21 protein-coding genes are annotated in these 23,121 nt (G+C 73.6%); 5 read left to right on the top strand and 16 right to left on the bottom strand.

The features are described from left to right. Window positions 1-33: 33 nt before the first annotated feature. From Y09_RS14130 to Y09_RS14080, 11 genes are all read right to left on the bottom strand, one after another. Complete coding sequence (locus Y09_RS14130) at window positions 34-1,524, bottom strand: dihydrolipoamide acetyltransferase family protein (RefSeq protein WP_053918325.1); 1,491 nt, start codon at window positions 1,522-1,524, stop codon at window positions 34-36. A gap of 33 nt (window positions 1,525-1,557) precedes the next feature. Next, window positions 1,558-2,559 (bottom strand): alpha-ketoacid dehydrogenase subunit beta, encoded by a 1,002-nt coding sequence (locus Y09_RS14125; protein WP_053918324.1) that lies wholly within the window; start codon window positions 2,557-2,559, stop codon window positions 1,558-1,560. Then, a complete protein-coding gene (locus Y09_RS14120; RefSeq protein WP_053918357.1) occupies window positions 2,556-3,662 on the bottom strand; it encodes a thiamine pyrophosphate-dependent dehydrogenase E1 component subunit alpha in 1,107 nt (368 codons plus the stop codon). The genes Y09_RS14125 and Y09_RS14120 overlap by 4 nt, the downstream gene beginning before the upstream one ends. 106 nt (window positions 3,663-3,768) lie before the next feature. Beyond that, a complete protein-coding gene (locus Y09_RS14115; RefSeq protein WP_053918322.1) occupies window positions 3,769-4,629 on the bottom strand; it encodes a MurR/RpiR family transcriptional regulator in 861 nt (286 codons plus the stop codon). Then, window positions 4,626-5,816 carry an anhydro-N-acetylmuramic acid kinase gene (locus tag Y09_RS14110; RefSeq protein ID WP_234695750.1) on the bottom strand — a complete coding sequence of 397 codons (1,191 nt, stop codon included), beginning with the start codon at window positions 5,814-5,816 and terminating at the stop codon, window positions 4,626-4,628. Before Y09_RS14110 ends, Y09_RS14115 begins: the two co-directional genes overlap by 4 nt. An 11-nt stretch (window positions 5,817-5,827) precedes the next feature. Then, a complete protein-coding gene (locus Y09_RS14105; protein WP_053918320.1) occupies window positions 5,828-7,417 on the bottom strand; it encodes a glycoside hydrolase family 3 N-terminal domain-containing protein in 1,590 nt (529 codons plus the stop codon). Between the two features lie 3 nt (window positions 7,418-7,420). Further along, window positions 7,421-8,248, bottom strand: coding sequence for a carbohydrate ABC transporter permease (locus tag Y09_RS14100; protein ID WP_053918317.1), 828 nt, complete (start codon window positions 8,246-8,248; stop codon window positions 7,421-7,423). Next, entirely contained in the window at window positions 8,245-9,219 is a 975-nt protein-coding gene (locus tag Y09_RS14095; protein ID WP_010550570.1) for a carbohydrate ABC transporter permease, read from the bottom strand. Before Y09_RS14095 ends, Y09_RS14100 begins: the two co-directional genes overlap by 4 nt. Beyond that, the gene (locus Y09_RS14090; protein WP_053918315.1) at window positions 9,216-10,508 is read right to left on the bottom strand and encodes a sugar ABC transporter substrate-binding protein; all 1,293 of its coding nucleotides are present in this window, start codon (window positions 10,506-10,508) and stop codon (window positions 9,216-9,218) included. The genes Y09_RS14095 and Y09_RS14090 overlap by 4 nt, the downstream gene beginning before the upstream one ends. A gap of 413 nt (window positions 10,509-10,921) precedes the next feature. Continuing rightward, window positions 10,922-12,217 (bottom strand): Gfo/Idh/MocA family protein, encoded by a 1,296-nt coding sequence (locus tag Y09_RS14085; RefSeq protein WP_053918313.1) that lies wholly within the window; start codon window positions 12,215-12,217, stop codon window positions 10,922-10,924. Window positions 12,218-12,291: 74 nt separating this feature from the next. Continuing rightward, entirely contained in the window at window positions 12,292-13,626 is a 1,335-nt protein-coding gene (locus Y09_RS14080; protein ID WP_053918311.1) for a nitrate/nitrite transporter, read from the bottom strand. A 371-nt stretch (window positions 13,627-13,997) separates the two neighbouring features. On the opposite strand from Y09_RS14080, the gene trpB reads away from it, so the two are divergent. After that, window positions 13,998-15,302 (top strand): tryptophan synthase subunit beta, encoded by a 1,305-nt coding sequence (gene trpB / locus Y09_RS14075; protein ID WP_053918309.1) that lies wholly within the window; start codon window positions 13,998-14,000, stop codon window positions 15,300-15,302. A gap of 168 nt (window positions 15,303-15,470) precedes the next feature. Here trpB and Y09_RS14070 read toward each other — a convergent pair whose 3' ends face one another. Further along, window positions 15,471-16,580: a histidinol-phosphate transaminase gene (locus Y09_RS14070; RefSeq protein ID WP_053918308.1), complete on the bottom strand. Its 1,110-nt coding sequence runs from the start codon at window positions 16,578-16,580 to the stop codon at window positions 15,471-15,473. 118 nt (window positions 16,581-16,698) lie between these two features. Between Y09_RS14070 and Y09_RS14065 the strand changes: the two genes are divergently transcribed. Continuing rightward, entirely contained in the window at window positions 16,699-17,097 is a 399-nt protein-coding gene (locus tag Y09_RS14065; protein WP_053918306.1) for a phage holin family protein, read from the top strand. Window positions 17,098-17,245: 148 nt separating this feature from the next. Then, complete coding sequence (purB, locus tag Y09_RS14060) at window positions 17,246-18,661, top strand: adenylosuccinate lyase (RefSeq protein WP_053918304.1); 1,416 nt, start codon at window positions 17,246-17,248, stop codon at window positions 18,659-18,661. A gap of 106 nt (window positions 18,662-18,767) precedes the next feature. On the opposite strand, the gene Y09_RS14055 is transcribed toward purB, so the two are convergent. Next, a complete protein-coding gene (locus Y09_RS14055) occupies window positions 18,768-19,493 on the bottom strand; it encodes an SDR family oxidoreductase (protein ID WP_010549568.1) in 726 nt (241 codons plus the stop codon). A 36-nt stretch (window positions 19,494-19,529) separates the two neighbouring features. Here Y09_RS14055 and Y09_RS14050 point away from each other — a divergent pair, with 36 nt between their 5' ends. Then, the gene (locus Y09_RS14050; RefSeq protein WP_053918302.1) at window positions 19,530-20,297 is read left to right on the top strand and encodes a CPBP family intramembrane glutamic endopeptidase; all 768 of its coding nucleotides are present in this window, start codon (window positions 19,530-19,532) and stop codon (window positions 20,295-20,297) included. A 10-nt stretch (window positions 20,298-20,307) separates the two neighbouring features. On the opposite strand, the gene Y09_RS14045 is transcribed toward Y09_RS14050, so the two are convergent. The 3 genes from Y09_RS14045 to Y09_RS14035 form a co-directional block, all read right to left on the bottom strand. Next, window positions 20,308-20,634 (bottom strand): rhodanese-like domain-containing protein, encoded by a 327-nt coding sequence (locus Y09_RS14045; RefSeq protein WP_010549566.1) that lies wholly within the window; start codon window positions 20,632-20,634, stop codon window positions 20,308-20,310. 65 nt (window positions 20,635-20,699) lie between these two features. Then, entirely contained in the window at window positions 20,700-22,061 is a 1,362-nt protein-coding gene (locus Y09_RS14040) for an FtsX-like permease family protein (protein WP_053918300.1), read from the bottom strand. Beyond that, complete coding sequence (locus Y09_RS14035; RefSeq protein WP_053918299.1) at window positions 22,058-22,834, bottom strand: ABC transporter ATP-binding protein; 777 nt, start codon at window positions 22,832-22,834, stop codon at window positions 22,058-22,060. The genes Y09_RS14040 and Y09_RS14035 overlap by 4 nt, the downstream gene beginning before the upstream one ends. A gap of 80 nt (window positions 22,835-22,914) precedes the next feature. On the opposite strand from Y09_RS14035, the gene Y09_RS17990 reads away from it, so the two are divergent. Further along, window positions 22,915-23,121: hypothetical protein (locus Y09_RS17990; protein ID WP_234695749.1), on the top strand; the 207-nt coding region annotated here is incomplete at its 3' end.

The raw sequence follows: 23,121 nt of genomic DNA, 5'->3' as shown, positions 1-23,121 counted from the left end.
GCACAAGGGTACTAAGGAGCGACCTCTCGCCTCTCAGCCCCAGACCAGGCCCAGGGAGGGGTCCTCGAGCACGGCGGAGACGTCGCGCAGCAGCTCCGCGCCGAGCGCCCCGTCGATCAGGCGGTGGTCGAAGCTCAGCGAGAGGGTCGCGACCCGGCGCGGCTCGATCCGACCGTCCACCACCCACGGCTTCTCCTTGATCGCGCCGACGCCGAGGATGGCGGACTCCCCCGGGTTCAGGATCGGGGTGCCGGAGTCGATGTCGAAGACGCCGTAGTTGGTGATGGTGATGGTGCCGTCGCGGGTGTCGCGCAGCGAGGTGCGCCCGGCCCTCGCGGTGCGGGCGAGCTCCCCGATCCCCTCGGCGAGCTCCCGCAGCGTCATCAGGTGCGCGTCCTTCAGGTTCGGGACGATGAGGCCGCGCGGGGTCGCCGCGGCGATGCCGAGGTTGACGTAGTGCTTGTAGACGATCTCCTGGGCGTCCTCGTCCCAGGAGGCGTTGACCTCGGGATTGCGGCGGATCGCGACCAGCAGCGCCTTCGCGATCACGGCCAGGGGGCTGACCTTCACGTCGGCCCATTCGCGCGAGGCGCGCAGCTGGGAGACGATCCGCGTCACGCCGGTCATGTCGATCTCGTTGAACACCGTGACGTGCGGAGCGGTGAAGGCGGAGGCCACCATCGCCTCGGCGGTGCGCTTGCGGACGGAGCGGATCGGGACGCGGGTGGTGCGCTCGTCGCTCGTGACGCCGGAGAAGGGCTGGTCACGGGTGGTCTTCATGACGTCGCCGAGGTGCTCGGGCGCCTGCGGGGACTCCTCGGGGAAGTACGCACCAGCGCCGTCGGGAGCGGCGCGCTCCGCGCCGTAGGCGCGCTGCTGGGCGTTGAGCACGTCCTGCCGGGTGACGGTGCCCTCGGGCCCGGTGGCGAGCACGTCGTGCAGCGCGATCCCGAGGTCGCGGGCGAGCTTGCGCACCGGCGGCTTGGCGAGGATCCGGTCGATGGGGACCTGCTGCTCCGCGGCGGGCTGCGCGGGCTGGGCCCGGCGTCGGCGGCGGCGCGTGCCCGTGGCCCGCTCCCCGTAGCCGACGAGGTTCTTCGGCTCCTGCGCGGCCGGCGCGCCCTCGCCCTCGCTCGGGGCGGCGGGCTGCTCCGCCTGCCCCTCGGCCTGCTCGGCGGCCTGCTCCGTCGCCTGGGCGGAGAGCTCGGCGGCCGACGGGTCCGCCTCCGCCGCCGCGGCGGGGGCGGCGGGCGCCGGGGACGGGACGGCGCCGCCGGTGGTGTCCACGCGCATCAGCGGGGCGCCGACGGGCACCTCCTCGCCGACGGCGACGAGAATCTCCACGACGGTGCCGGCGACGTGGCTGGGCAGCTCGACGGCGCTCTTGGCGGTCTCGACCTCGACGACGGGGTCGTTGATCTCCAGGCGGTCGCCGACGGCGACCTTGATCTCGAGGATCTCGGCCTCGGTGAGGCCCTCGCCGGGATCGGTGAGGGCGATCGTGACGATCGAGGAGGCGTTCATGGTCGTGATCCTTTCACGCGGCGGGCGCGCGGGTCAGTGCTCGAGCAGACGGTCCACGCCGTCCAGCACCCGGTCGAGGTCGGGGAGATAGGCGTGCTCCATGCGGGAGGGCGGATAGGGCAGGTGGTAGCCGCCCACGCGCAGCACCGGCGCCTCGAGGTGGTAGAAGCACTGCTCGGAGATGCGGGCGGCGATCTCGCCGCCGAGCCCGCCGAGCACGGGGGCCTCGTGGACGATCAGCAGGCGCCCGGTGCGCCGCACCGAGTCCGCGATCGTGGGGTAGTCGACGGGGGCGAGGGAGCGGGCGTCGATCACCTCGAGGTCGAGGCCGTCGGCCGCGGCGGCCTCGGCGCTCTCGAGGACGACGGGCATGCTCGGCCCCCAGGCGAGCACCGTCGCGTCGGTGCCGGAGCGCACCACCTGCGCCTGCCAGGGCGAGAGCTCGGGGCGGTGGTCGGGCTCGACGTCGCCCTTGACCCAGTAGCGCCGCTTGGGCTCGAGCATGATCACGGGATCCTCGGACTCGATCGCCTGGCGGGTCATCCAGTACGCGTCCTGCGCGGTGGAGGGGGCGAGGATGCGCAGGCCCGCGGTGTGGGCGAAGAGCGCCTCGGGGCTCTCGGAGTGGTGCTCGACCGCGCCGATGCCGCCGCCGTGCGGGATCCGGATCACCATCGGCATGTTCACCCGGCCCGAGGTGCGGTTGTGCATCTTCGCGACCTGGGTGGTGATCTGGTTGAAGGCGGGGAAGACGAATCCGTCGAACTGGATCTCGACCACGGGCCGGTAGCCGCGCAGGGCCAGGCCCACGGCGGTGCCGACGATCCCGGCCTCCGCGAGCGGGGTGTCGACCACGCGCTGGGAGCCGAACTCGGCGTGGAGCCCGTCGGTGACGCGGAAGACGCCCCCGAGCACGCCGATGTCCTCGCCCATCAGCAGGACCTTGTCGTCGGCGGTCATCGCGTCGCGGAGGCCCGCGGTGATGGCCTTCGCGATCGGGAGGGTCGTGGTGGACGGGGTGGAGGGGGCGTTCATGCGTCCCCCTCCTCGTCCTCGAACTGGGCGACGTAGGCGAGGTACTCCTCGCGCTCGGCGTCGACGATCGGATGGGGCTCGGCGTAGGGATGGTCGAACATGCGCACCGGGTCGGGGTCCTCCATGCCGTGGATGTGATGGTGGAGCTGCATCGCGAGGTCGTGCGCCTCCTCGTCGCAGCGGGCGACGAAGGCCTCGTCGATCTCGCCGAGCTGCTCGAGGTGGCGGCGCAGGCGCAGGATCGGGTCCTTCTCCGCCCACTCCTGCTCCTCCGCGGCCGGCCGGTAGCGGGAGGCGTCGTCGCTGGTGGTGTGGGCGGCCATGCGGTAGGTGAGGGCCTCGACGAAGACGGGGCCGCCGCCGGAGCGGGCCGAGTCCAGGGCGGTGCGCACGGCGCCGAGCACGGCCAGGACGTCGTTGCCGTCCACGCGCACCGAGGGGATGCCCCAGCCGCGGGAGCGCTGGGCGAGGGGGACGCGGGTCTGGACGGAGGTGGGCACGGAGATCGCCCACTGGTTGTTCTGCGTGTAGAACACGACGGGGGCCTGGAAGGACGCGGCGAAGGTGAGGGACTCGGCGACCTCCCCCTCGCTCGAGGCGCCGTCGCCGAAGAGGGCGAGGACCGCGGTGTCGGTGGCGCTGTCGCCGGTGCCGACGACGCCGTCGCGCTGCAGGCCCATCGCGTAGCCGACCGCGTGCGGGGCCTGGGAGCCGAGCACGATCATGTACGGGTGGGTGCGCAGCTCGTTGGGGTCCCAGCCGCCGTGGCTGACGCCGCGGAACATCTCCAGCAGGCGCCACGGCTCGATGCCGCGGGCCCAGGCGACGCCGTGCTCGCGATAGGTGGGCACGAGGTAGTCCTGCTCGCGGGAGGCGTGGCCGGCCCCGATCTGCGCGGCCTCCTGGCCGAGCGCGCTCGCCCACAGGCCGAGCTGGCCCTGGCGCTGCAGGCTCGTCGCCTCGAGGTCCGCGGCGCGGATCATCACCATGTCGCGGTAGTAGCCGCGCAGCCGCTCGGGGGTGGCGAGCCCCGCCTCCTCGAGCACGGCGTCGAGCTGCTCGTGCGGGGTGCGGGTGCCGTCGGGCCCCAGGAGCTGGACCATCGGCTCCTCGGCCGCGACGTCGGGGATCGTGGATCGGAAGACGCTCACGGGGGCGAGCGTAACCTACGGTGCCGTAAGTTCCAAGGAGGGGACGACCCTCCCCGCCTCAGCGCCGCCGGGTGCCGAGGGCGGCGCGGGAGCGGCGCAGCGCCCCCTCCCCCGCGTCCGGGAGGGCCGCCGCGAGCGCGATGAGCAGGCAGTCCGCGATCGCGAGCTGGGCGATGCGGGAGGAGGTCGCGCCGGCGCGGAAGGACGGCTCGCGCGAGGCCGTGAGAAGCACCTCGTCCGCGCCGCGCGCGAGCGGGCTCGCCGGGGCGCCGGTGACGGCGAGGGTACCGGCGCCGGCGGCGCCGGCGAGCTCGAGCGCGTCGAGCACGTCGATGGTGCGCCCGGAGTCCGAGATCGCCACCAGCAGGTCCTCCTCGCCGAGCCCGACGACGGCGGGCAGGGCGTCGTGCGCGCTGGTCAGGGCGTGGGCGGAGAGGCCGAGGCGGGTGAGCTTGTACTGCAGGTCCAGCGCTGCGAGCCCGGAGGCGCCCACCCCGATCAGCAGGATCCGCCGCGCCGCGGCGAGGCGGGCGGCGATCCTCGCGAGCTGCTCCAGGTCGAGCAGTCGCACGGTGTCCCGCACGGCGCGGGCATCCGCCGCGGCGATCCGCTCGACCGAGACGGACAGCGGGTCGCCCGGGTCGATCTCCAGGGGGAAGGCCAGGTGGCCCTGGTCCCCGACCGCGCGGGCCGTCTCGGCGACGAGCGCGGCGCGCAGCTCCCGGTAGCCGGTCAGCCCGAGCTCGCGGGCGAGGTTCACCACGGAGGACTGCGCGCAGCCGGCCGCACCGGCGAGCTGGTCGATGGTCATCGTCCCCGCGGCGAGGGGATCGGCGAGGATCACCTCCGCGATGCGGCGCTGGACGGGGCGGAGGTCGTCGAGCCGGCCGCGGAGGTCCTGCAGCAGCGCGGCGCTCACCGCGCCTCCCCCGGGACGAGGCGGAGACGGCGGACGGGCAGGCCCTCGACGGGCGCGGCGTGGGCGGCCGGGCTGCGGTGCGGCGGGGTGAGGGAGCCGAGCACGACGGGGGCGCGGGCGCCGGTGTGCGCGGTGCCGCCCGGGAGGGCGAGCGTGCCGGGCAGTCCGTGGGCGCCGTGATGGCCCAGCAGCGCGATCAGCAGGGCCTCCTTGCCGTCGGCGGGGATGCCGAGCTGGTCGGCGTCGAGCAGCGGGAGGGGCTCCAGGTGGGCCGCGAGCCGTGCGCGCAGCAGCGGGTTGCGGATCCCGCCGCCGGAGGCGACCACGCGGCGGGCTCCGAGCGGGGCGACGGCCCGGGCGATCGTCACGGCGGTGAGCTCGACGAAGGTCGCCAGCAGGTCCGGCAGCGGGAGCGCGGCGAGCGCCTCGTCGCCCAGCACGCGTCGCACGTAGCCGGCGTCGAAGTACTCCCGTCCGGTCGAGCGCGGGAGGGGGCGGGAGTAGAAGGGCTCGGCGTCCAGCAGCCGTGCGAGGGCTGCGGGGTCGACCGCGCCCTGGCGGGCGAGGGCGGCGTCGTGGTCGGCGGGGGCGCCGGTCGCGGCGTGGACGGCGGCGTCGAGCAGCGCGTTGCCGGGTCCGGCGTCTCCGGCGACGAGCTCCTCGCCGCCGACCAGGGTGAGGTTCGCGATCCCGCCGATGTTCAGCGCCGCCGTCGGCTCCTCATGACCCAGCAGCAGCTGGTCCAGCAGCGGGGCGAGCGGTGCGCCCTGGCCGCCGGCGGCGACGTCGGCGGCGCGCAGGTCGTGCAGGACGGGCAGGCCCGTGGCGGCGGCGAGGCGGGAGGCGTCGCCGATCTGGAGGGTCGCGCCGACGCTGCCGTCCTCGCGCACGTCGTGGTGGAGGGTCTGGCCGTGGGTCGCGATCAGGTCGGCGCCGCCGTGGGCGGCGAGGACCCGTGCGGCGGCCGCGGCGAAGGCGTCGCCGACCGCGGCGTGCAGGCGGTTCCAGGTCGCGACGCCGGCGGGGGCCGGGGGCAGCGCGGCGCGCAGGGCGTCCCGGGTCTCCTCGGGCCAGGGTTCCTCGCCGAGGTGGAGGAGCCGCCCCTCGAGCACGGAGGGATCCTCGCTGTCGCGGGCGAAGTCCACCAGCGCTACGTCGATCGCGTCCAGGCTGGTGCCGGACATCATGCCGAGCACCCTCATCGCGCTCCCTCGTCGGAGGCGCCGCCCTGCAGGAGCAGGTCGACGACGGCGCGCATCATCGTGCGGCCGCCGCCGTGGGCGAGGACGAGCAGGCGATGGTCGGGGGCGGCGGTCGGCACGCCGGTGTGCACCACGATCGTGTCGGGACGCTGCGCGAGGAGCGCGGCGAGGCGTCGGCCCTCCTCGGCATCGCTGCGAGGCAGACGGGTCACCGCGAGCACCTGCGCGGACGGATCGCCATCAGACGACCGCGGCGGGAGATCCGATGCTCCGTGGGGCGAGGGCGGCTCGGGGTACCGGTACTGCTCGGGCCCGCCCGGCTCCGCGGGGTCGGACGCGTCGGTCCCGCGCTCGCGCAGCGCCGCGACCAGCTGCTGGGTCCGGGCACCGGAGGCGTGCTGGGCCCGGTGGCGCAGGTCGAGCACCACCACGGGCCGCCCCTCGAGGCGGGCGTGGCCGTGGCGGGAGCGGACGGCGCGCGCGGCCGCCTCCGCGCCGAGGGCCTCCCCGTGCGCGAGGGCGTCCTCGAGCTCGGGGGCCGGGACGAAGCGGCGCCGGGTGCGCAGGCTGCGCAGCCGCTCCCGGGTGCGCTCGGCGCGCTCGTGCAGCGCTCTGCGCGGGATCCGTCCCGACTCGACCGCGGCGAGGATCGCGTCGTGGGCCTCGCGGAGCATCTGCTCGTCGTCCCGGCGCAGCGAGGTCCCCAGGCACAGCAGGTCCGCGCCCGCCTCGAGGGCCCGGACCGCCGCCTCCCCGTACCCGGGGTCCTCGGCGACGGCGGCCATGTCGAGCGCGTCGGTGATGACCAGGCCGTGGAAGGTGCCTCCGACGGCGCGGTCCAGCAGCGGCCGGGACCAGGCCGCGATCGAGGCGGGCCCGTCCCCGAGCGCGGGGACCAGCACGTGCGCGGTCATCACTGCGTCGAGCCAGGGCGCGATCCGCCAGGGTGCGAGGTGCTCGGCCTCGAACTGCGCCGGGCCGAGGTCGATCCGCGGCAGTGCGGTGTGGGAGTCGGTGGCGGTCGCGCCGTGTCCGGGGAAGTGCTTCGCGCAGGTGCCGATCCCGGCGTCGATCAGCCCGGTCGCGAAGGCGCGGGCGTGCAGGGCGACCCGGTCGGGCTCGTCGCCGTAGGCGCGGGTGCCGATCACGGGGTTCGCGGGATCGGTGGAGACGTCGAGCACCGGGGCGAGGTCCAGGTCGATGTCGCAGGCGGCGAGGAGGTCGCCGAGGGCGCGCCCGGCGTCCCGGGTGAGCTCGGGGTCGTCGGCCTCTCCGAGCGCCCAGGCCGTGGGCAGGGACGAGCCGGTCCGCGCCTGCAGCCGGGTGACGTCCCCGCCCTCCTCGTCGATCGCGACGACGCAGTCCTCGAACCGGGCGTGGAGGGCGCGGGAGAGCTCCCGCGCCGTCGCGGGATCGGGGGTGTTGTGCCCGAAGAGGATCACGGAGGCGAGACCGTCCTCGAGCGCTCCGTCGAGCCAGGCGGGCACCTCGGTGCCGGTGAAGGGGGCCATCAGCACGCCGAGCACGTCGGCGTCGTGGCGGGGCCGGGGATCTGCGGCGCCCGGCCCGGAGGGGATCCTGGTCATGCCTCAGCCCTTCACAGCGCCGGAGGTGATGCCCTTGGCGAGGTTCCGCTGGACGAGCACGAAGAAGAGCACCACCGGCAGGGCGATGATCGTCGAGGCGGCCATCACCGAGCCCCAGTCCGCGGTGTTCTGGGTGAAGAAGGTCCGCAGGCCCACGCCCACGGTGTACTTCGAGCTGTCCTGCATGAAGGTGAGCGCGAAGATGAACTCGTTCCAGGCGGTGATGAAGGAGAACACCGAGGTCGCCACCAGGCCCGGGGCGACCAGCGGCAGCAGGATCGAGCGGAACATCCGCCACCAGCTCGCCCCGTCCACGTAGGCGGCCTCCTCGAGCTCGCGCGGCACCGCGGCGACGAAGCCGCGCAGGTTCCAGATCGCGAAGGCGAGGGAGAAGCCGAGGTAGACGATGGTCAGGCCCAGCAGCGAGTTGAGCATGCCGAGGGTCCGTGCCTGCAGGAACAGCGGGATCACGAGAGCCTCGAGCGGCACCATCTGCACCATCAGGACCATCACCAGCACCTGGGTGCGCAGCCGGAAGCGGAAGCGGGCGACCGCGACGGCGGCCAGCAGCGCCACCGCGCCCGAGAGCACGACGGTGCCCAGGGCGACGACCAGGGAGACCCGCACGTAGCGCAGGAACCCGGCGTCGACCAGCACGTGCTCGAAGTGCTCGAGGGTGAGGCCGCTGGGCAGCAGGCTCGCCCCGCGGGAGAGCGGGCTGGTGTCCACGGCGGTGGAGAGCATCCAGTAGAAGGGGAAGAGGGTCAGCGCCAGCAGCACGACGACGCCGATCGCCCGGGCCGCGGTGGTGGCGGGGGTCCGACGGTTCACAGCTCCTCCTCCTTCATCAGGGTGCGGATGTAGACCACGGAGATCACCATCAGCAGCGCGGTCAGCAGCACCGCGATGGTGGAGCCCATCCCGTACTCGCCCTGGGCGAAGGACTGGGTGTACGACCAGACGCCGAGGTTCATGACCTCGCGGGTGGAGCCGTCGCCGCCGGGCATCAGGAAGATCTGGACGAACACCTTGAAGTCCCAGATCGTCGAGAGGATGACGCACACCGCGATGATCGGCCGCAGGGTGGGCACCGTGACCTGCCAGAAGCGGGTCCAGGCGCTCGCCCCGTCCAGCGCCGCCGCCTCGTACAGCTCGTCCGGCACGGTGGTCAGCCCCGCGAGCATCGTCACGGCGATGAACGGGAAGCCGTGGTAGACGACGTTCAGCGTCGCGATCGCGTAGAAGCTCCACCGGTTCGTGAACCAGTTGACGCTGCCGGCCTCCATCAGCCCCAGCCCGTCGAGGGCCGAGATCACGAGCCCGGACTGGGGGTCGAAGAGCCAGACGAAGATGTAGGTGCCGGTCAGCGCCGGCACCGCCCAGGCGACCATGATCGCGGTGGTGCAGATCGACCGCCAGGCGGTGCCCAGCGTGTTCAGGAACAGCGCCACCACGGTGCCGACGGCCATGGTCAGCACGACGCACACGATCGCGAACCCGACCGTGTTGGGCAGCACGATCTGCCACAGGAACGGGTCGGTGAGGACCTGGACGTAGTTGTCCAGCCCCACGTAGTTGCTGTCCCCGCGCAGGAGGTTCTTCAGCTCGTAGTCCTGCAGGGACAGGTTCAGCACGCGCACCATCGGCCACAGCAGCAGCACGCCCAGCACGATCAGGGCGGGGGCGAGCAGCAGCCAGGGGGCGAGGCCGCGGCGCAGACGGCGGCCCGGCGGGACGGCGCGGCGCTCGAGCGGCGCCGCTCCGTCCTGCCGGTCGCGGAGGTCGGGGGCGGCGGTGCTCATTCGGAGAAGAAGCCGTCCATCTCCTCGGCGGCGGTGTCGGCCGCGTCCTGGACCGCGGTGCCGTCCAGGACGGAGGAGATCATCGTCCCGAGCGTCTTGGCGCCCTCGATCTTGCCCCAGGCCGGGGTGACGGGCACGGACTTGCCGCCCTCGGTCATCTGGGTGGCGAAGACCTTGGTGATCTCGTCGCCGCCGGCGACCACCTCGTCCAGCGCCGCGGTGGTGCCGGGGAAGTAGTTGGTCTCCTCGGCCCAGCGGGTGGCGAAGTCGCCCGTGGTGACGAGCTTGATGAGCTCGAAGGCGAGCTCGGGCTCCGCGGTCTCGGTGAAGCGGCACATCAGCGAGCCTCCGAGGAAGGACGGCGCGACCGCGGAGTCCTTCGCCGGGATCGTGAAGGCGACGAGCTTCTCGGCGAGCTCGGGGTTCTCGGCCTCGATGGTGGCGGGCACCCAGGAGCCGGTGATGAACATCGGCACCGTCTCCTGGAGGAAGGCGGCCAGCGAGTCGGTCTCCAGCCAGGTGGTGGCCGCGGAGGTCGAGGCGTCATGCTTCAGCGCGAGGTCGGTGTACCAGGTCAGGCCCTCGACGGCCTCGGGGCTGTTGATCGCCGCGGTCCAGGTCTCGCCCTCCTGCGTGGCGATCTCGCCGCCGGCGCCCCAGACGAAGGGCATGGCGGAGAAGATGCTGCCGCCGGCGACCGGGAAGGGGATCCAGTCCGGGTCGTGCTCCTTGAGCGTGGTGATCATGGTGAGCAGGTCGTCCCAGCTCTGGGGCTGCTCGGCGACCCCTGCCGCCTCGAGCATCTCGCGGTTGGCGAGGATCGAGCGGACGCCCGCGTACCAGGGCATGCCGTAGGTCCCGCCGTCGAGGCTGCCCGCCTCGACGAGCCCCTCGACGAGGCCGTCGGCGAGGCCGGCGGCCTCGATGTCCTCGGACAGGTCGTCGATGCCGCCCGCATCGGCGAACTCGGGCACCCAGGTGGTGCCGACCTCGGCGACGTCGGGGCCGGTGCCGCCGGCCATGGCGGTGACGAACTTGTCGTGCGCGCCGTCCCAGGGCTGGACCTGGACGTCGAGGGTGGCGCCCGTGGCCTCGGTGAACGCGGTCTTGAGCTCCTCGATGTAGGCGTCGGCGGAGGCGTTGGTGCCCTCCATCAGCCAGAAAGTGAGGGTCTTGCCCTCCCCGTCGGCCTCTCCGCCGGATCCTCCGGAGTCCCCGCCGCAGGCGGCGAGGGCGAGGGCTGCCGAGCCTGCGGCACCGGCGGCCAGGACGTGTCGTCGAGCGATCATGAGGGACTCCTTCGTCGGCTCCCACCCACCGGTGAGAAAACTTCACTGCGTGGCCATGTTTGAGTGAAGTTACCACGTCAGGAGTGAGGTGGAACACCCCGTCGCGGCGCGGCGCCGCCGGCCCTCCGACAGGGGCACAGGCGGCCGAACACGACGCCGCCTCGGTTGTTCGACATCCGGTACCACTTTTCTGGCACCTCCCGTCGAACAACCGGGGCGAGCGGAGCAGATCCGGGCAGGTCCCGCCGTCAGACTCCCGCAGCCGGCGCCGCCGAGCAGGACCGGCCGCCCGGCACCGTCGGGCGGGCGACGCCGAGCAGGACCGGCCGCCGGGCGCCGTCGGCCGGGCGACGCCGGGCAGGACCGGGCGGTCAGGCGCCGTCGGGCGGGCGACGCCGGGCAGGACCGGGCGGTCAGGCGCCGGCGGCGACCGCGGAGGCCTTCTCGATCGCGGCGGCGAGCGCCTGCGGATCCAGCGGCTCCTGCTCGGCGTCGAGGTCGACCACGGGCAGCGGGCAGTCGCCGAGGTCGTGGATCTCGAGCCGCTCGCCGCCGCGGTTCATCGACTGGTGGGCGATGACGCCGGGCAGCGTGTAGCGGGCGGCCTGCCACGCGTTGACCACGGGCTGGTGGCCGGCGACCACGGCGCGCGCGAAGTCGTCGACGAGGAAGTGGTGGGCGCCCTCGTGCCCGTTGGGCATGCCCTGGAACTCCTCGGGCAGGCGCTCCTGGTGGTGGGCGCGGGAGGCGCCGGCGACGAAGGCGTCGCGCAGGGTGGGCGAGACGTCCGCGAGCCGCGGGTCGTCCAGGCTCATGGTGCGATCGGTGCGGATCAGGTCCGTCACCTCGAGCACATCCTTCTTGTCGTGCCAGTAGGTGACGTCGATGGTCTCCTCGAAGGAGGAGTCCTCGCCGAAGAAGCGGAAGCGGCTCTCGCGCCTGTGGGAGGGGTAGCCCACGCGGCGCAGCTCGTTGGTGCGGAAGGCGCCGCCGTTGTCCATCCCGAACAGGGCGAAGGCGTTGGAGACGTCGTTGCCGAACATCGAGACGTCCTTGTCGAAGACGCCGTCGCCGCGGGTGTCGGGGCGGCCCAGCGCCGAGACGGAGACGGCGTGCCGCTCCCCCAGCACGCCGAGGATCCCGCCGATGGAGTGGGTGGGGTAGAGCAGCGGCGGGTAGGAGGCGGTGGACTTCCACTGCTCTCCGCCGGAGTACCTGTAGGCGTCGTAGAAGCCGAGGTCCATGTCATGGACGTAGTCGCCCTCGGCGTAGAACACCTCGCCGAAGGCGCCGGAGCGGTGGATGCGCCGGGCGAGGACGACGGCGGCGTTGTACTGGCTGGTCTCGCCCATCATGTAGACGAGTCCCGTGCGCTGCACCTCCTCGGTGATCTGGCGGATCTCGTCCTCCTCGATGGCCATCGGCACCGCGGAGTAGACGTGCTTGCCGGCGCGCAGGGCGGCCAGGGCGTGCCGCCCGTGGGTCCAGCGCTGGGTGAAGATCGCGACCGCGTCGACGTCGGACGCGAGCAGGTCCTCGAGGGTCTCGAACCGGCCGGCGAAGGCGACCCCGCGCGCCTCGACGGCGTCGATCCGCTCAGGGACGGAGTCGACGGCGTAGAGCGCGTCGATGTCGGGATGGGCGGCGAAGAGCTCCGCGAAGTGGGACCCGAACTGGCCGATCCCGACGATGCCCAGCGTGAACGACATATTTCCTCCTTGAAAGTAAGTGCTGGGAGGAACGCTACGGCACGCCGGGGGCGGCGGCAAGCCCGGCCCGGGGCTCAGAGCTGGCGCCAGCGTCCCGAGCGCCGCACCTCGCGCCACGGCGGGACCTCGCGGCCCTGCACGGCCATCCGTCGGCGCAGGTTCCGACGGGTCACCAGCATCCCGACCACCCCGATCGCGAGCAGCGGGAGCTGCACGGCGAAGGCGAGGCGGAAGGAGGCCAGGTCGTAGTCCCCGTCGGGGCGCAGCAGGTCCAGCACCACGCCGATCAGGAGGATCGCGATGAGGGCGCCGATGAACCCGCCCATGATCACGGCGCCGGTCGCGGTGCCGAGACGGTGCTTGGCCAGGTCCGTGCGCGGGAAGTCGAAGCCGACGGAGCTGGCGGGTCCGCCGATGGAATACCCCGAGACCAGCACGATCAGCAGCCACATCGGGGCGTTGCCCGGCCACAGCACGAGCGCGAGCAGCGGCACCACGATCGTCGCGACGATCAGCAGCACCAGCGTGGAGCGGCGCAGCGGGTGGCGCTGGGTGAGCGCACCGATCAGCGGGCCGCCGACGATCGCGACGACCACCAGCACGGTCATCACCGCGGAGGCGGCGGGGCGGCTGAGCCCCTCCCCCGCGGTGAGATACGGGTAGCCCCACATCATCGAGAACGCGATGCCGGGGAACCCGGCCGTGAAGTGGGTGAAGAAGCCCAGCTGCGTCGAGGGGTGGCGCACGATCCGCCCCAGCACCACGGGGATCCGTCGCAGGTCCTGCTTCACCGTCGGCCGGGGGATCCCCGGCGGCGTCGCGCGGACGACGAGCAGCACCAGCACGGCGGCGATCGCGCTGAGCGCCGCGGCGGAGGAGAAGGCGGGCGTCCAGCCGGCCACGCTCAGCACGGCCACGAAGGGGACGGCGGAGAGGATCTGCCCGACCTGGCCGAGGATGCCGGTGAGCTGTGTCAGCAGCGGCACGCGCCCGGGCGGGAACCAGGCCGGGACCAGCCGGATCGCGCTCGCGAAGGTCAGCGCATCGCCCGCGCCGAGCACGATGCGGGCGATCATCGCCACGCCCACGGTCTCGGTCTGGGACATGAGCACCTGGCCGAGCGCCATCAGCACGGCGCCGGCGGTGAGGGTGACGCGGGAGCCGTAGCGGTCCAGCAGCACGCCGGCGGGGATCTGGGCGAGGGCGTAGACGCCGAGCTGGAGCACCACGAAGGTCGACACGATGGTCGCCGAGGCCCCGAAGCGGTCCGCGGCCTCGAGCCCGGCGACGCCCATCGTGGTGCGCTGCAGCACGGCGATCGAGTAGGCGGTGACCGCCACGATCCAGACCGCGTAGGCGCGGGGGCCGCCGAGGGCGGGAGCGGGGACAGGGGCGGCGGGGGCGGCCATGGGGTCCTTCGTGCGAGGAAATGCGGGGCGACGTGCAGTCGGACCGGACGCCTCGGGCGCCCGTCCCGCAGCGGCAGGGGCCCGACCGCTCTCAAGACTATCGGCGGCGACCGCGGGGCCGGTAGTGATGTCCACCCCTCCCCCGCATCACCGGGGGCGTCCGTCGGCCGGTCCTGGGTCGCCGGCCGGACGTGCCGCGCAGCACGGCCGGGGCTGGGCTATGGTGCCGCCATGCGCGCCGCGACGATCAGCTGGTGGGCCGCCTGAGGGCGGTCCCCTGTCGCATGCGCTGACACCGAAGCCGCCCGTCACCCGGGCGGCTTCTCGTCTCTGCGAGCCTCCCGGTCCGGGCCCGATCACGGGAGGTTCCCATGCCCAGCACCACCGCACCCGCCGCCCCTGTCGTCGACGGGGCTCCCGCCCCGCGCACCCTCGCCGAGGCCGCGGCGCTCACCCGCTCCCCCGCCTTCGCCGGGAACACCGGCGGTCGCTTCGGCGACCACGGCGGCGCGATCCTGCCGCCGCCGCTCGTGGAGCCGATGGCGGAGGTCGCCGCCGCCTACGAGGAGGCCCGGCACGACGAGGAGTTCTTCGCGGAGTACTCGCGCCTGCTGCGCGAGGTCGTCGGCCGACCCTCCCCGATCACGAGCGCTGACCGGCTCTCCGACCAGCTCGGCGGGGCCCGGATCCTGCTCAAGCGCGAGGACCTCAACCACACCGGCGCCCACAAGATCAACCACACGATCGGCGAGGCGCTGCTGGCGAAGCGGATGGGCAAGCGCACCCTGATCGCCGAGACCGGTGCCGGCCAGCACGGGGTCGCGCTCGCGACCGCCGCGGCGCTCGTCGGCCTGGAGTGCGAGATCCATATGGGCGCGGTCGACGTCGCCAAGCAGCGCCCGAACGTGGTGCGCATGCGCCTGCTGGGCGCGAAGGTGGTCGCGGTGGAGACGGGCCAGGCCACCCTGAAGGAGGCGGTCGACTCCGCCTTCGACGTCTACGCCGCGGATCCCGAGCGGTACCTCTTCGCGATCGGGTCCGTGGTGGGCCCGGCGCCCTTCCCGGACATGGTGCGCGACTTCCAGTCCGTCGTGGGGCGCGAGTCCCGTGCCCAGCACCTCGCCGCGCACGGCCGCCTGCCGGGCGCGGTCATCGCCTGCGTGGGCGGCGGCTCGAACGCGATCGGCGCCTTCGCCGCCTATCTCGAGGACGAGGAGGTGCGGCTGATCGGGGTCGAGCCCGGCGGGCAGGGCGACGAGCCGGGCCGCCACGCCGCGACGATGACCTTCGGCCGCCCCGGCATGCTGCACGGGATGGAGACCCTCGTCCTGCAGGACGAGGACGGCGAGCCCGGCGAGGTCCACTCGATCGCCTCGGGCCTGGACTACCCCGGCGTCGGACCGCAGCACGTGCATCTGCGGGAGCTGGGCCGGGTCGAGTACGTGCGCGAGGGAGACGAGGCGGTGCTCGATGCCTTCCGCCTGCTCAGCCACACCGAGGGGATCATCCCCGCGCTCGAGTCCGCCCATGCCCTCGCCCATGCGATCCGGATCGCGCCGACGCTGGGCCGTGAGGCGCACCTGCTGGTGAACCTCTCCGGGCGCGGCGACAAGGACATCGACTACGTCGCCGAGCAGATCGGGATGACCGGGGAGGCCGACGCCTTCGTGCGGTGACCCGCTGGTCACCGAGGATGTCCCCTTGCCGCCGGGCCGCGGCGGTGCTCGGCTCGTGGGCATGCACCCCCTCGCGAGGCGCCGCTGCCTGGCCCGTCGGCGCCTGAAGCGCCGCTCCCCCGAGCTGCCGAGTGCGGTGTGGCCGGGCCGCGCGCGCCCGGCGGAGGCTCAGCCCGCGATCCACTCCCCCGCGATGGCGAGCAGGCGGTCGTTCGCCTCCTCCTCCGCGATGGTGGCGCGCACCCCGTCGGTGCCGTAGGCACGCAGCACGAGGCCGCGGGCGTCGGCGAACTCGGCGAACTCCCCCGAGCGCTCCCCGAGCGGGAAGTAGACGAAGTTGCCCTGGCCCGCGGGCAGCTCCCAGCCCTGCTCGCGCAGTCCGGCCATCACTCGCGAGCGCTCGGAGCGGATCTGCTCCGCGCGGCGCTCCAGCTCCTCGGCCGCCTCCGGGGCGAGCGAGGCGAGCGCCGCGGCCTGGGCGGGGGCCCCGGCGCCGAAGGGCACGGTGACCTGACCGAGCGCCCGGGCGAGCCGCGGATGGGCGACGGCGTAGCCGATGCGCAGCCCGGCCAGGCCCTGGAGCTTCGAGAAGGTGCGCAGCAGCACCACGTTGCCGTGGCGGCGGAAGATCCCGGCGGTGCCGAGCACGGTCGCGGGGTCGTGGAACTCGCGGTAGGCCTCGTCGATCGCGACGACGACGTCCTCGGGGACACGGGCGAGGAAGTCCTCGACCTGCTCGGTGGACATGGACGGGCCGGTGGGGTTGTTCGGGGTGCACAGCAGCACCAGGCGGGTGCGCTCGGTGATCGCCGCGGCCATCGCCTCGAGGTCGTGCTCGCCCGCCGCGGTCAGCGGCACGGGCACGGGGGTGCCTCCGTGGGAGCCGACGAGGATCGGGTACGCCTCGAAGGAGCGCCAGGCGAAGACGACCTCGTCCCCCTCGCCGACCACCGCGCGCACGAGATCGCCGGAGACCGCGACGGAGCCGGTGGACAGCGCGATCTGTGCCGGGTCCACGCCGTGCTTCTGCCCGAGCGCGGCGCGCAGCTGCTGCGCGGAGGCGTCGGGGTAGCGGTTCGAGGACTCCATCGCGGCGACCGCGGCATCGCGTACCGAGGGGATCGGCGGCAGGTGCGACTCGTTCGAGGAGACCTTGTAGCGGTGGATCCCGTCGTCGGCCGCGGGCTTCCCGGCGATGTAGGCGGGCAGGTTCTCGAGCGCGGGGCGCAGACGGATGCTCTCGGCGGGCTGGTCGAGTCGAGCTGCGGGGTCGGACATGCCGTCCAGGGTATGCCGGACGTCGTCACCGGCGCGGCGGAGTCCGAGGGCGTCCCCACCTCGACATCCAGGGGCTTTCCCCCATGCGCGCACAGCGCCCCGCGAGGACAATGGCCCCATGCGATTCCTCGGACACCTCATCGTCACCGGCCTCGCGCTGTGGGTCACGGCCCTGATCCTGCCCGGCATGCATCTGGGCGACGACTCGGCGACCCTGCTCAGCCAGGTTCTCACCATCGGCGCGATCGCGCTCATCCTCGCGCTGATCAACACCATCGTGAAGCCCCTGCTGTCGTTCCTGGCCTTCCCCATCACCTGCCTGACGCTGGGGCTGTTCCAGCTGGTGATCAACACGCTGATGCTGCTGCTGGCCGGTTGGGTGTCGGGACTGGTGGGCCTGACCCTCGAGTTCGACACCTTCTGGTGGGCGCTACTGGCTGGCGTGATCATCGGGATCCTGTCGGGGATCGTCGAGGCCGTCACCGGGCTCGGCGAGGGAGACCGCGAGCGGGCCTGATCCCGGATCGCGCCCGTCGCGCCGGCGGCCGACCGGTGCGCCCGCCGTCCGTCGGCCCCGCACCGGATGCCGCGCGCCCGACCCGGCCCCGCGCCCGCCCGTCGGCCCCGGCGGCGCGGGCGCGCGCGATTCTGGGAGAATGACCGCCATGGCTCACTCCTTCGCGGACATCACTCCCCCGATCGCCCTCACCCCGCTCGACGGCCGCTACCGCGGCCAGGTCGCGCCGCTGGTCGACCACCTCTCCGAGGCGGCGCTGAACCGCTCGCGCCTGGTGGTGGAGACCGAGTGGATGATCCACCTGCTGGACGGCGAGGTGATCCCCGGCCTGCGCACCCTGACCGACGAGGAGCGGGCGCTGCTGCGCGCGATCCCGGAGGACTTCGGCGCCGACGGCATCGCCGAGCACGCCGAGATCGAGCGGGAGACCGTCCATGACGTCAAGGCGATCGAGTACTACATCAAGCGCCGCCTGGCCGGCACCTCCCTCGAGCCGCTCGCCGAGGTCGTGCACATCTACTGCACCAGCGAGGACGTCAACAACCTCGCCTATGCGCTGATGATCCGCGGAGCCGTGAACGAGGTGTGGCTGCCCGCCTTCGAGGCGCTGATCGGCGACCTCGAGGGCCTCGCCCGCGAGACCGCCGAGGTGCCGATGCTCTCGCGCACCCACGGCCAGGCCGCGACCCCCACCACCCTCGGCAAGGAGATCGCGGTCTTCGCGCACCGCCTGGGACGGCAGGCCCGCCGCATCCCCGCGAACCAGACGCTCGGCAAGATCAACGGCGCGACCGGCACCTACGCCGCGCACGCCGTGTCCGTGCCGGGCGCGGACTGGGAGCGCATCGCGCGCACCTTCGTGGAGCACCTGGGCCTGACCTGGAACCCCCTGACCACGCAGATCGAGTCCCACGACTGGCAGGCCGAGATCTACGCCGACATCGCCCGCGCCGGCCGGATCCTGCACAACCTCGCCACCGACGTGTGGACCTACATCTCGCTGGGCTACTTCCGCCAGCGCCTGTCCGCGCAGGGCGGCACCGGCTCCTCGACCATGCCCCACAAGGTCAACCCCATCCGCTTCGAGAACGCGGAGGCGAACCTCGAGGTCTCCGGCGCGCTGCTGGACGTGCTCTCCCAGACCCTGGTCACCTCGCGCCTGCAGCGCGACCTCACCGACTCGACCACGCAGCGCAACGTCGGCCCGGCGCTGGGCCACTCGCTGCTCGCGATCGCGAACATCCGCAAGGGCCTGGCGGGCCTGGACGTCGACGCCGACGCGATGGCCGCGGACCTCGAGGGCAACTGGGAGGTGCTCGGCGAGGCGGTGCAGTCCGTGATGCGCACCCTGGGCGTGCAGGGCCACGAGGGACTGGACAACCCCTACGAGCGGCTGAAGGACCTCACCCGCGGCCACCGCGTCGACGGGGAGGGGATGCGCGAGTTCATCTCCTCGCTCGGCCTTCCCGAGGCGGAGCAGGAGCGGCTGCTGGCCCTGACCCCGCAGACCTACGTGGGCCTCGCCGCCGAGCTCGTCGGCCACCTGGACGACCAGCGCGGCTGACGCGCCCCGCACGGCCGACGACCCCTCCTGCTCGGGCGAGCTGGAGGGGTCGTCCTGGTTCCGGCGGACGGGGCCCGGGTCGGGCCGGCCCGTCGGCCGCGCCGGGTCAGCCGATCGCGCGGGGGCGCAGGTCCAGGCTCGTCACCACTGCGTCCTCCGGGGCGCGCAGCACGAAGCCGATCGCCGCGGCGACCGTGGCCGGGCGCAGGTACTGCTCGGCCTCGTAGGCGCCCTGCTCGGCGGCGCGCAGCTCGTGCTGCATGTCGGTGTCGACCCGGCCGGGGTGGACCGAGCTGACCCGCACGCCCGCGGCGAGCTCCTCCTGGCGCAGCGCGTCGGCCCAGGCGCGCAGCGCGAACTTCGAGGCGGAGTAGGCGCCGCGGTCCCCCTTCGCGGCGTAGCCGGAGCCCGAGTTCACGGCGACGACGGTGCCGCGCGCAGCGCGCAGCGCGGGCAGCAGGCGCCGGGTCAGCTCCGAGACGGCGGTGACGTTGACCGCGAAGTTCCGCTCCCAGTCCGCGGGCGTCAGCTCCTCGACGGAGCCGTTGACCAGGATCCCCGCTGAGTGGACGAGGCCCGCGAGTCCTTCCTCGAGGGCGAGGCCGGTCAGCGCCCGGTCGAGATCGGCGGGGTCGGTGAGCTCGGCGACGAAGGGCTCGGCCGACGGGAGCTCGGCGGCGAGCGCGGCGAGCGCCTGCTCGTCCCGCCCGCCCAGCAGCAGGTGGTGGTCGGCGGCCAGCTCGTGCGCGACGGCGCGGCCGATCCCCCGGTTCGCGCCCGTGACCAGGACGACGGGACGGGAGGTGCGGGCAGCGGGATGCGAGGCAGTCATGGGATCGAGTCTGGCACGGAGCCGGGGTGAGAGCATGTGCGCGTGGAGACGTGGAGACCGAGCCCGGCCTGGCTGCGCGCCGAGGTGCTGATCGTGCTGGCGCTCTCGCTGGGGCGCAGCGCCGTGTACTCGCTGATCGCGCTGGCCCAGGCCCTCGCCGCCGGCCCCCTCTCCGGCCAGTCGACCTCACTGAACTCCTCGCTGCGGGAGGATGCGTGGCTGGACCTGCTGTACCAGCTGCTCTCGATCGCCTTCGCCCTGGTGCCGGTCGTGCTGGTGGTGCTGCTGCTGGCGGCGACCGCGGGCTCGCTGCGCCAGGCGCTCGGCGACCTCGGGCTGGACCTCGCCAGGCCGCTGCGGGACCTGGGCCACGGGCTGCTGCTCACCGCCGCGATCGGGGTGCCGGGGCTGGCCGTCTACTACCTGGGCCGGGCTCTGGGCGCGACCGTGGAGGTGATCCCGGCGGCGCTCGCGACCCACTGGTGGACCACTACGGTGCTGATCCTCCACGCGCTGAAGAACGCGCTGCTCGAGGAGGTGATCGTGGTCGGCTACCTCTACCAGCGCCTCGAACGGCTCGGCTGGTCGCCGGGTCGTATCCTGCTCGCCTCGGCCCTGCTGCGCGGCGCATACCACACCTATCAGGGGGTGGGTCCGGGGCTCGCGAACCTGGTGATGGGGCTGGTGTTCGGCGAGTGGTACCGACGCACCCGTCGGACGATGCCGCTGGTCGTGGCGCACACCCTCCTCGACGTGGCCGCGTTCGTGGGCTACGCGCTGCTGAAGGACGTGCTGCCGCTCTGAGGGAGGCGCCTCAGAGGATGAAGGCCTCGCCCTCGCCGTCGGACTCGATCGGCAGCCCGGACTCGAACCACTGGTCCATGCCGCCGCCGACGTTGATCGCGTCGAACCCGTTGGCGTTCAGCCACTGCGCGACCTGGAAGGAGCGTCCGCCGCTGCGGCAGACGATGTACAGGTCCTCGTCCGTCTCCGGGAGCTGCTCGAGGTTCTGCAGGAGCGTGCTCGCCGGGAGGTGCTGGGCGGTGGGGGCGTGCCCGGCATCCCATTCGGCCTGCTCGCGCACGTCGATGAGATGCGCACCCTCGGGCACGTCCTGCGGGGCGACGGTCTGCATGTCCATCGCCCCAGCCTAACGGCCGTGCCCCGCCCCACGGGAAGGCGGGGCGGGGCACGCGGAGGTGCCGCTCAGGCGGTGCGCATCGCGTACCGGCGCACGAGCGGGGAGGCGACGAGCACGGCGAGGATCACCAGGGCGTAGGCCCCGGCGACGCTGACCAGGTAGCGCACCGCCGCACTCGGATCGGCGGCGCCGGACCCCAGCACCGACAGCACGACGAGCAGGGCGGTGAAGGTCGCCAGCACCGAGCTCAGCAGCACCGGCAGCGTGATCTCCGCGATGCGGGCCCGGTGCAGCTGACCCACCTCGGCGCCGGCGATGTGCTGGGCGCGCAGCACCGGGGCCTGGTCGATCACCCGCGCGGTCTGCGTGACGCCGGTGCTGACCGCGGCCAGGACTGCCGCGATGCCGAGGGTGAGCAGACCGCCGGTGGACATGGCGGTGGCCATCATCCGGTCCTCGACCGCACGGGCCCCGTCGGCCGGGACGATCGTGGCGAGCGTGGTGAGGAAGCCTGCGATGACCAGGGCGAAGGTGATCCCTGAGACGGCCCTCCAGCCGGACTTCGGGTCCGCGGCGAGGCGCCTCGCGCCGACCATCAGCGCAGGGGTCGGGGCCGTGCGCGCCGCGAGCAGCGCGACTCCCCAGACGAGGAACGGGCCGACCACGTTCACCCCGGCGACGACCGCGCCGATGAACACGATCATGATCCCGAGGAACAGCATCCCGTCGGCGACACCGCCGAAGATCGCGCCGCCCACCTGCATGAACACGAGGAAGCCGAGGATCAGCGCCGCCCAGATCCCCAGTCGGAGCACGGACATCCGCACGGTGCGGGAGTCGCGGGCGACGCCGAGGGGGCTGAGCACCACTGCGGTGAGGGAGACGGCGGCGGAGCCCGCGGCGAGCAGGACCATGCCGATCACCAGCAGCGGATACGCCCACCACGGCATCAGCAGGTCCGCGGTGGTGAACGGGGCGATCCCGAAGTCGAGCGCGGTCAGGGGCGGGGTCACGACCAGGTGCAGCACCACGCCGAGCAGCCCGCCGAGCACCGCCTGCGCGGCGACGTCGAGGACCGCCACGGCGCCGACCTGACCGGCGGTGCCGCCGACGAGACGGATCGAGGCGAGGTCCTGCTCGCGCCGGGCGAGCGAGAGCCGCGCCGCGGAGCCGCCGAGGCCCACGGCGCTCGGGATCAGCAGCACCGAGGCGACCATCGCGCAGGAGACCAGGAAGGGGATCAGCGAGGCCTCCCCCTCGAAGGCGACCTCGCCATCGGAGGGGAGGCGGCCGACGAAGGCGGCGGCGCCGCCGAGCACGGTCCCGGTGATCGCGGTCGCCGCGGCGAAGGCGATCACGGACAGGACGTCGGCGAGGGCGCCGCGACGGCGCAGCAGGAGCGGGGCGGAGGCGAGCAGGGCCTTCATCGGGCGTCCCCCGTGCCCTGCGCGCCCTCGGGACGCACGTACTCGCGGGCGATCCGGCCGTCGCGCATCGCGACGGTGCGCCGGCAGGCCGCGGCGACCTTGGCGTCGTGGGTGACCATGACCAGGCTCGCGCCGGTCTTGGCACACGCGTCGACGAGCGTCGCGAGGACGGACTGTCCGGTCTCCTGGTCCAGGGCGCCGGTGGGCTCGTCGGCGAAGACGACCGACGGACGCCCCGCGAGCGCGCGGGCGACCGCGACGCGCTGGGCCTGACCACCGGAGAGCTGGGTCGGACGGCGGTGGTGCATCCCGGCGAGGCCGAGCCGGTCCAGCCAGGCGGTGGCCTCGGCGGTCGCGGCACGGCGCGAGGTGCCGCCGAGCATGCGCGGGAGGATCACGTTCTCGACCGCGGTCAGCTCGGGCAGCAGCTGGCCGTCCTGGAAGACGAAGCCGTACTCGCTGCGGCGCAGCAGGGTGCGCCGGCGGTCCCCGAGCTCGGCGAGGGCCTCGCCGTCCAGGCGCACCGTCCCGGAGGTCGGGGCGAGGATGCCGGCGAGCACGTGCAGCAGGGTGGTCTTGCCGCAGCCGGAGGGGCCCATCACGGCGAGGGAGTCGGCGCGGGCGATGTCGAGGTCCACGCCGTCCAGGGCGCGGGTGGCGGTCTGGTCGCTGCCGTAGGTGCGCACGAGCCCGCGGGCGGAGAGGATCGGCGTGGGATGGGCGGGCGCCGACGAGGCGGCGGAGGGGTGGGAGGCAGGGGGTGCGAAGTTCATGTCCCCCACGATCCGCCGCGGGCCGCTCCCACCGCGTCCACCCGGGGATCGGTTCCGCACAGGCGGCGTCAGACCGTGGGATGACGCCCGGATGCGACCGTCGGCCCCGGGACGACGGAGCGCCGGGACCCGGGCACTCGGCCCAGGGTCCCGGCGCTCCTCGCCAGTACGTCGATCAGACTCCGTCCACCTGGCTGAACTCCTACCGGCTCGTTCCTCGCCAGTACGTCGATCAGACTCCGTCCACCTGGCTGAACTCCTACCGGCTCGTTCCTCGCCAGTACGTC

Origin of the sequence: Brachybacterium sp. SW0106-09, from assembly GCF_001293905.1 — a bacterium.
Classification (GTDB): domain Bacteria; phylum Actinomycetota; class Actinomycetes; order Actinomycetales; family Dermabacteraceae; genus Brachybacterium; species Brachybacterium conglomeratum.
Note: the sequence above shows the minus strand (reverse complement) of the source record. Positions and strands in the feature narration are given on the sequence as shown.

Excerpts from the sequence above, each read along its gene's own strand:
- Y09_RS14130 (WP_053918325.1), bottom strand. The coding sequence starts at position 1,524 with ATGAACGCCTCCTCGATCGTCACGATCGCCCTCACCGATCCCGGCGAG.
- Y09_RS14125 (WP_053918324.1), bottom strand. The coding sequence starts at position 2,559 with ATGAACGCCCCCTCCACCCCGTCCACCACGACCCTCCCGATCGCGAAG.
- Y09_RS14120 (WP_053918357.1), bottom strand. The coding sequence starts at position 3,662 with ATGGTCCAGCTCCTGGGGCCCGACGGCACCCGCACCCCGCACGAGCAG.
- Y09_RS14110 (WP_234695750.1), bottom strand. The coding sequence starts at position 5,816 with ATGATGTCCGGCACCAGCCTGGACGCGATCGACGTAGCGCTGGTGGAC.
- Y09_RS14105 (WP_053918320.1), bottom strand. The coding sequence starts at position 7,417 with ATGACCAGGATCCCCTCCGGGCCGGGCGCCGCAGATCCCCGGCCCCGC.
- Y09_RS14095 (WP_010550570.1), bottom strand. The coding sequence starts at position 9,219 with ATGAGCACCGCCGCCCCCGACCTCCGCGACCGGCAGGACGGAGCGGCG.
- Y09_RS14090 (WP_053918315.1), bottom strand. The coding sequence starts at position 10,508 with ATGATCGCTCGACGACACGTCCTGGCCGCCGGTGCCGCAGGCTCGGCA.
- Y09_RS14085 (WP_053918313.1), bottom strand. The coding sequence starts at position 12,217 with ATGTCGTTCACGCTGGGCATCGTCGGGATCGGCCAGTTCGGGTCCCAC.
- Y09_RS14080 (WP_053918311.1), bottom strand. The coding sequence starts at position 13,626 with ATGGCCGCCCCCGCCGCCCCTGTCCCCGCTCCCGCCCTCGGCGGCCCC.
- trpB (WP_053918309.1), top strand. The coding sequence starts at position 13,998 with ATGCCCAGCACCACCGCACCCGCCGCCCCTGTCGTCGACGGGGCTCCC.
- Y09_RS14070 (WP_053918308.1), bottom strand. The coding sequence starts at position 16,580 with ATGTCCGACCCCGCAGCTCGACTCGACCAGCCCGCCGAGAGCATCCGT.
- Y09_RS14065 (WP_053918306.1), top strand. The coding sequence starts at position 16,699 with ATGCGATTCCTCGGACACCTCATCGTCACCGGCCTCGCGCTGTGGGTC.
- purB (WP_053918304.1), top strand. The coding sequence starts at position 17,246 with ATGGCTCACTCCTTCGCGGACATCACTCCCCCGATCGCCCTCACCCCG.
- Y09_RS14055 (WP_010549568.1), bottom strand. The coding sequence starts at position 19,493 with ATGACTGCCTCGCATCCCGCTGCCCGCACCTCCCGTCCCGTCGTCCTG.
- Y09_RS14045 (WP_010549566.1), bottom strand. The coding sequence starts at position 20,634 with ATGGACATGCAGACCGTCGCCCCGCAGGACGTGCCCGAGGGTGCGCAT.
- Y09_RS14040 (WP_053918300.1), bottom strand. The coding sequence starts at position 22,061 with ATGAAGGCCCTGCTCGCCTCCGCCCCGCTCCTGCTGCGCCGTCGCGGC.
- Y09_RS14035 (WP_053918299.1), bottom strand. The coding sequence starts at position 22,834 with ATGAACTTCGCACCCCCTGCCTCCCACCCCTCCGCCGCCTCGTCGGCG.